The sequence below is a fragment of the bacterium genome (assembly GCA_018812485.1).
GTDB lineage: Bacteria > JAHJDO01 > JAHJDO01 > JAHJDO01 > JAHJDO01 > JAHJDO01.
On sequence record JAHJDO010000167.1, the window covers coordinates 1 to 5,119 of the forward strand.

Annotated in this window: 5 protein-coding genes; 4 read left to right on the plus strand and 1 reads right to left on the minus strand. The window is 69.3% G+C overall.

Annotated elements, in window-relative coordinates:
- Nucleotides 1-445: 445 nt before the first annotated feature.
- The 4 genes from KKC91_12815 to KKC91_12830 all read left to right on the plus strand — a co-directional run bounded on the left by KKC91_12815 (nt 446) and on the right by KKC91_12830 (nt 4,513).
- On the plus strand, nt 446-1,243 hold the full coding sequence (locus KKC91_12815; protein MBU0479423.1) for a hypothetical protein: 798 nt from the start codon (nt 446-448) through the stop codon (nt 1,241-1,243).
- Nucleotides 1,244-1,321: 78 nt separating this feature from the next.
- The gene (locus KKC91_12820) at nt 1,322-2,686 is read left to right on the plus strand and encodes a DDE-type integrase/transposase/recombinase (GenBank protein ID MBU0479424.1); all 1,365 of its coding nucleotides are present in this window, start codon (nt 1,322-1,324) and stop codon (nt 2,684-2,686) included.
- Between the two features lie 16 nt (nt 2,687-2,702).
- Complete coding sequence (locus tag KKC91_12825; protein ID MBU0479425.1) at nt 2,703-3,509, plus strand: AAA family ATPase; 807 nt, start codon at nt 2,703-2,705, stop codon at nt 3,507-3,509.
- On the plus strand, nt 3,506-4,513 hold the full coding sequence (locus KKC91_12830; GenBank protein ID MBU0479426.1) for a helicase RepA family protein: 1,008 nt from the start codon (nt 3,506-3,508) through the stop codon (nt 4,511-4,513). The genes KKC91_12825 and KKC91_12830 overlap by 4 nt, the downstream gene beginning before the upstream one ends.
- 240 nt (nt 4,514-4,753) lie before the next feature.
- Here the strand turns inward: KKC91_12830 and KKC91_12835 are convergent.
- The coding region (locus KKC91_12835) for a hypothetical protein (protein MBU0479427.1) at nt 4,754-5,119 on the minus strand (366 nt) is incomplete at its 5' end.

A 5,119-nucleotide genomic window follows, 5' to 3' on the forward strand; every position in this document is an offset into this window, starting at 1 on the left:
CGATGACGCCCGGCCAGGTCGCGCCGTTGACGTCTGACCCGCGCGGTCGAGCCGGGTTCTCCGCTCACCCGCCGGGTGGATCCCCGCTTGCCAGAACATGGAACGATCTCGCGCGCCTACCGCGTCGGCCATGGCGCTAGCTGTTACGTTTCGCGCCCAGTGGCACGGCCGAGCCGTTCCGGTTGCAGCTTCGATGGCACGCGCAGGCCGTGGCTCGTCGGCGGGGGCCGGCTGGATGGGGGCGGGGTCGCGTGGGATGGGCGTGACGACGGTCGCCGTCCACGCGTGCCAGCGCACGGGTCACGCTACGGCGCGAGCTGACTAGATTTCCCGCTGCGGACGCAGGGGGTCGTGTATGGAAGAGCGACGCCCGCGGTTGGAGCCGCGAGCGTCGCGTGGGAGCCCGGCGGCGCAATTGTGACAAATCGCCGACGGGTCCCGTCGGATGGATCCCTGCCATACCCCTCGCCCGGTTGCACGCCGTTCGTTCATCGTCACGCCGTACAGCGTTGGGGACGACGGGGTCTTCGTTCCGGAGATGCCGCTGGAGTGCCTCTCGGCGAGCGCGGGCGGCGACGGCAGTGTCTGCAGGATCTGGCTCCACCACTGGCGCCAACGGAAGACCGGCCCGGCGTTCCCGTTGGTCGTGGGCGAGTGCCTGACCCACAAGGTGGCGTTCACGCTCTACCCGCCCGGGCACGTGCCGTACGGCCGGGTTGCGATCGCGCCCGTGGATCCGGCGGGCCGCTTGCTGCACGAGCCGACCGAGCACGATGCTCTCGAGGTCGCGGGCAGCGTCCAGGGCGACTCCGCTGCCCGAGCACTGGCCTGGGGCTCGACGCTGTTCGGCGCAGCGCAAGACGCCGCCCAGGGCGTGCCCTGGCCGCGTGCCAGCCGTAGCGGCGCGGAAGGCTGGCGGACGCAAGGCCGGTGGATCGTACTGGGCGCGACGCTACTCGGGCTGACGAGCCTCGTGGCCGAGGGCTCGATCGCAGCGGGCCTGCTCGGCGTCTCTGCGCTCACGCAGCGCGAGGCCGCGGCGGCGTATGCAGCCGCGAGCGGTTACCGGGGCCGAGGACAAGCCGTCACGCTGCCGCTCGTCGAGCTCGCGCAGGCCGGCGTGCTCGCCCTCGACTGGCTGCTGGTCGTCGGGTTCGTAGCGGCACGTTGGGGACCACCCCGACGCTGGGATTCACGCTCCGGGCGACTGCGCCGAATCGTGCTGCATGCACGAGCGCCGTAGGCACCTGCCGCGGCTCGGCAGCGACCCACGAGTTCGCGACATGGGCAGCCAGTGGGGTCATGACTACTTCTGTTCGCGATGGCCGAGGTGGAGCTCCCGAAGACCACTGACGCGCTCACCGCTGAAGCGCTGTTCAGGTACTGCGTCATCGCCTTCGTTCTGGCGCGCGAGACGATTGGAGACACGCGTGCCGAGGCCATCACCGAGGCCCTCGACGAGCCCCACCTCACGGTGACTGGCCTCATCCGCACGGTCAGTCGGCGTTCGCTCTATCGCTGGATCGCCGCCTACCATTGCGGCGGCATCGCCGCCCTCGAGCCGGCGAAGCGAGAGGCCTCGGCCACCGCACTGTCCCCGGCGTTCCTCGACGCCCTGCGGGACCAGAAGACCAAGGACCCGCTCGCCAGTATCCCCGAGATCATCCGCCGTGCTCGGGAGCTCGGCACGCTCTCGGTGGATGAGCCCGTCAACCGCGTCACCGCGTACCGCGCCGCCAAGCGCCTCGGATTGCCGCTCACCGGTCGCGTCGCCAAGCGCCACACCGATATGCGGCGCTTCGCGTTTCCCAATCGCATGCGCATGGTGCTCGTCGACGGCAAGCACTTCCGCGCTGGCGCTGGCCGCCTCAAGCGGGTCGCGTTCTTCTTCATCGACGACTGCTCGCGCCGCATCGTCGGCGTCGTGGTCGGACCCAGTGAGTCGACCATCCTGCTGCTGCGAGGCTTGCTCCTGGTCATCCGCCACTTCGGCTTGATGGACGTGCTGTACTTCGATCGCGGCCCCGGCTTCATCTCCGGCGATACCCACGCCGTCTGCGTCAACCTCGGCATCCACTTCATCCACGGGCGCAAGCGATACCCCGAGGGCCACGGCAAGGTCGAGGCCTTCAACAAGACCGCCCAGCACGATGTCCTGCGAGGACTGCAGCGCCCCGAGGTCGACTCGGACTTCGGCTCCCTCGAGCTTCGCCTCCGCCACTACGTCGAGGAGCAGTACAACCTGCGCCCCCACGAGTCGCTCGACGGCAAGAGCCCTGCCGAGCACTGGAATGCCGACGATCGCCCGCTCCGCTTCCCCCGCGATCAGGAGGATCTGCACCGCAGGTTCTTCGTCACCCATAGCCGTCACGTCTCCGCCGACAACGTCGTTTCGCTCAGCAGCGTCGCCTACGAGCTGCCTCGCGGCCACGCCAACTCCTGGGTCCAGGTTCACCGCCAGACTCTCGACGGCTCCATCTGGCTACCCCACGACGGCAAGCTCGTCCGCCTTCATCCCGTCGATCTCGCCCGCAACGCCGAGGCCCGACGCGCCTCGGCGCTGACACCGGGTGGCAGCGACAACGGCGAAGCCCCCGTCACCGCCGCCGCTCTCGCCTTCGAGCGCGACTTCGGCCCCGTCACCGACTCCACGGGCAATCCCGCCCGCCGTTCACGAAAACCCTGACCCGGAAAGACCGACCATGGACCTCAAGTCTGCCTTCGGCTGCCATTGCACACCCTTCACCCGCGAGCTGCGCCTCGAAGACCTCTATGGCCTGCCCTTCTTCGACCAGGCTCGCGACGGCATCTTGCGCGCCATCGACAAGCGCTCCAGCGCCGCCCTCATCGCTCCGGCGGGCTCTGGCAAGTCCACTGTCCTGCGCGCCATTCTCGGCAGCCTCGCCGAGGCTCGCTACGCCACCCATTACGTCAAGTGCTCTGAAATCGGCAAGCGTGATATGTGCCGCGAAATCGCCCGCGTCGCCAGCGTCCCCTTGGCCAGTTCCTTCCCCGCCCTGTTGCACAACCTCCAGGAGAGGTTCGAAGGGACCTTCATCGATGCCGGCCGCAGGCCTGTCCTGCTCCTCGATGAGGCTCACGACCTCCGCCCCGACGTCCTGTCCATGCTCCGCGTCATCACCAACTTCCAGATGGACAGCCGCCTCGTCCTCAGCCTCGTCCTCGCCGGCCAGCCCGACCTCGGCAGGGTCCTCGCTCAAGACAAGCAGGACGCCATCGCCCGTCGCATCGTCCACTACGCCTCCCTCCGGCCTCTGTCCCGCGACGAGACCGCCCATTACGTCGAGCACCGCATCTCCATTGCCAGCGCTCGCCAGTGCCCCTTCGATGCCGCCGCTCTCGACGCCATCTACGAGATCGGTCGCGGCAACCTCCGCGCCACTGACAACCTCGCCCTCGAGTCCCTCGAGCTCGCTGCCGCCGCCAAACTCAAGGTCGTCGGGGCCCAACACGTCACCGCGGCCAGAAAGTCCCTCTGGCCCGCATGACTCGCCACGACCACTCCGGCACCGCACCGCTCGACGTCTTGCCTACCTCCCGTGCCGCTGCCCTCGACCCGGGCAATGGCGGCGGTTCCGTGCAGTGGCGCATCGACCAGGTCTGGGGCGAGGGCGTCGGCATCCTGGGTGGGCCCCCGAAATGTGCCAAGAGTTGGTTCGGGCTCGACCTCGCCGTCAGCCTCGCCTCCGCCACGCCATTCCTCGGGCGCTTCGCGGCCCTCGACCCCGGGCCTACCCTCGTCTACCTCGCCGAAGACGCCCTGCCGCAAGTCCGCGCCCGCATCGCCGGCATCTGCCTGCACCGCGCCATCGATCTCGCCGCCCTCGACCTGCACGTCATCACCGCCCCCGCCATCCGACTCGACCAGCCTGCCGACCAAGGCCGCCTCGCAGCAACCCTCGACCGGATCCGCCCCAAGCTCCTCCTGCTCGATCCCCTGGTGAGGCTGCACCGCCTCGACGAGAACAGCTCCGCGGATATCTCCGCGCTACTCGGCTACCTCCGTGAGCTGCAGCGACGCTTCGACGTCGCAATCGTCGTCGTCCACCATATGCGCAAGTCCGTCCGCTCACACCTCGGTCAGGCGCTGCGTGGCTCCGGTGATCTCCACGCCTGGAACGATCATGGGGCGTACCTCACCCGCACAGGCCCGCGAGGCGTGCAGATCAGGCTCACCCTCGAGCATCGCGCCGCGCCCGCTCTCGATCCCGTCACGCTCGCGCTGGTGTCCCGCGGAGACGGCAGCGCCACTCACTTGGAAATCGTCGACGCTCCAGAGCGCGACGGCGATGGCCCACCTGCCGCTCCCGCCGCCCCATCCCTGCACGACCGAGTCGTGAGCGCCATCCAGCACGCTGGCCGCCCGCTGTCGCGCGCTCAGCTACGTGACACCCTCCGCGTCAACAACAACCGCCTCGGCCACGTGCTCTGCGAGCTCGAGCACTCCGGCCGTGTGTGTCGCTCCGAAGCCGGCATAGCCTTGCCCGCGTGACTCCCGGGCACGCGCACAGCGCGGGCCACGTATCGCGTATCGAGGCCGCGCACCCCAGGGATCGCCCGATACGATACGCGATACGCCCCCCACCGAGCTCGGCCGCGGGGTGGGGTGCTGCCACCACCTACCGGTCACCATCACGCTCCAGCTACCCGTGGGCCACCCCAGCCGCCGTGCTGCGCCACACCCTACGGCGAGCACCGCGCCGCCCCGTCCTGCTTCAGCCCGTCCACACGCTCATGCGGCGCGGCTCCGCATCGGCCCCATTGGTGAGCGATCACCCCTGCGCGTGTCGCGCACAACCCGTGCCATCCAGAACGCAACGACCGGTGCCGGTGGGCGCGAAACGGAACACTGGAGCCCCATGTTCTCCTTTGCCCACTCGGCAGCGGTTCGGAGGGCATCATCGCGGTCGGCGGGCTCCCCGTCGAGGACGGCGAGTAGGCAGCGGCGCCAGTCTTCACGGTCGTAGTCCTTGGGGTCGGTTTGGACGGCTCGGACGAAGCCCCGCCGTGGTCGGTCGAGACACCACCGCCGCACACCGAGCCGGATCGCGGCGTCGATGGTGGAATAGAGAGTGCCGCCCTTGCGGAGCCGCTGGAA

Coding starts and splice junctions, on each gene's coding strand:
- KKC91_12825 (MBU0479425.1), top strand. CDS start 2,703: ATGGACCTCAAGTCTGCCTTCGGCTGCCATTGCACACCCTTCACCCGC.
- KKC91_12815 (MBU0479423.1), top strand. CDS start 446: ATGGATCCCTGCCATACCCCTCGCCCGGTTGCACGCCGTTCGTTCATC.
- KKC91_12830 (MBU0479426.1), top strand. CDS start 3,506: ATGACTCGCCACGACCACTCCGGCACCGCACCGCTCGACGTCTTGCCT.
- KKC91_12820 (MBU0479424.1), top strand. CDS start 1,322: ATGGCCGAGGTGGAGCTCCCGAAGACCACTGACGCGCTCACCGCTGAA.